The organism is Aquabacterium sp. (assembly GCF_021768455.1).
Taxonomy (GTDB): Bacteria; Pseudomonadota; Gammaproteobacteria; order Burkholderiales; family Burkholderiaceae_C; genus Aquabacterium.
In genome coordinates, this window is the sequence record NZ_JAIZVX010000303.1 from 1 (window position 1) to 1,310 (window position 1,310).

The 1,310-nt window shown below is 71.7% G+C and carries 1 protein-coding gene; it reads left to right on the forward strand.

What is annotated here, in order from left to right:
* On the forward strand, window positions 1-1,142 hold a 1,142-nt coding region (locus QZ994_RS19910), incomplete at its 5' end, for an FIST N-terminal domain-containing protein (protein WP_290877847.1).
* Between the last annotated feature and the right edge of the window lie 168 nt (window positions 1,143-1,310).

A 1,310-nucleotide genomic window follows, 5' to 3' on the forward strand; every position in this document is an offset into this window, starting at 1 on the left:
ACATGGGCGCCAGCCTGGGCTGGTGCTACCTGAGCGAAGAGCTGGCCGAAGGCGCCGATGCCATCCTCGCCGGGCTGCGGGCCCGCCTTCCTGGCGTGGCCTGGGTGGGCGGCGTGGGCGTGGGCGTGCTGGCGACCGGGGTCGAGTACATGAACGAGCCGGCCCTGGCGCTGATGGTGTGCAACCTGCCCCCATCGAGCTTCCGGGTGTTCCACGGGCGCCAGCCCCTGCCGGCCCAGGCCGACGGCTGGGCGCGCGCGGGTGGCTGGCGCGCCCACACCGCCCAGGTGCATGCCGACGCCCACACCACCGACCTGCCTGAACTCATCCACGAGCTGGCCGAACGCACCGACACGGGCTACCTCTTTGGCGGCCTGAGCGTGGGTGAAAGCACCGGCTTGCACCTGGCCTTTTCGCCCGGCCCCGAAGGCGATGCGCGCGCGCCGAACCCGCAGGGCGTGTGGCAAGGTGGGCTCTCGGGTGTGGCCTTTGACGATTCGGTGACCCTGGTGTCCCGTGTGACCCAGGGCTGCGAGCCGGTGGGCCCACGCCGCGAGGTGACCTCGGCCGAACGCAACATCGTCTACAGCCTCGACGGGATGCCCGCCCTCTCCTGCCTGCTGCAGGATCTGGGCGTGGCCGCCGCCACCTCGGGCGCGGGCACCGGCTGGCAACGCGAGGCCCTGCCCAAGGTGCGCAACACCCTGGTCGGCCTGACCGATGCCGACAGCGACCTCATGGCCCATGGCCAGCACTTTGGCGCCGACACCCGGGTGCGCCACCTCGTGGGTCTGGACCCCACCCGCCAGGGCATCGCGGTGAGCGAACTGGTCGAGCCCGGCATGCAGCTGGCCTTCTGCCAGCGCCACGTGCAGGCCGCCCGCCAGGACCTGATCCGGATCTGCGCCGAGGTGCGCGAAGAATTCGACCCCAGCGAGCACCCGGCGAGGCGGGCCGCGGGCGCCATCTACATCAGCTGTTCGGGCCGTGGGGGCGAGCACTTCGGGGCGCCCCACGCCGAGATGGCCCTGGTGCAGCACGCCCTGGGCGACATCCCCCTGGTGGGTTTTTTCGCGGGTGGTGAGATCGCCCGGCGCCACCTGTACGGCTACACCGGGGTGCTCACGGTTTTTGGCGGCTGATTCCGCCACCTTCCCCCCGGCAGAGGGCCCCCATCCGGGCGCCCCTTGGGAGGGGATGGCGACTCAACCAAAGGTACTAGACACTCCGCTTCATCGCCAAGGCCAGGGCCCCGCCGCCCCAGTCGGCCCGGCCCGCAGAAGAAGGAGTCGCCATGATCGCCCGTCCGC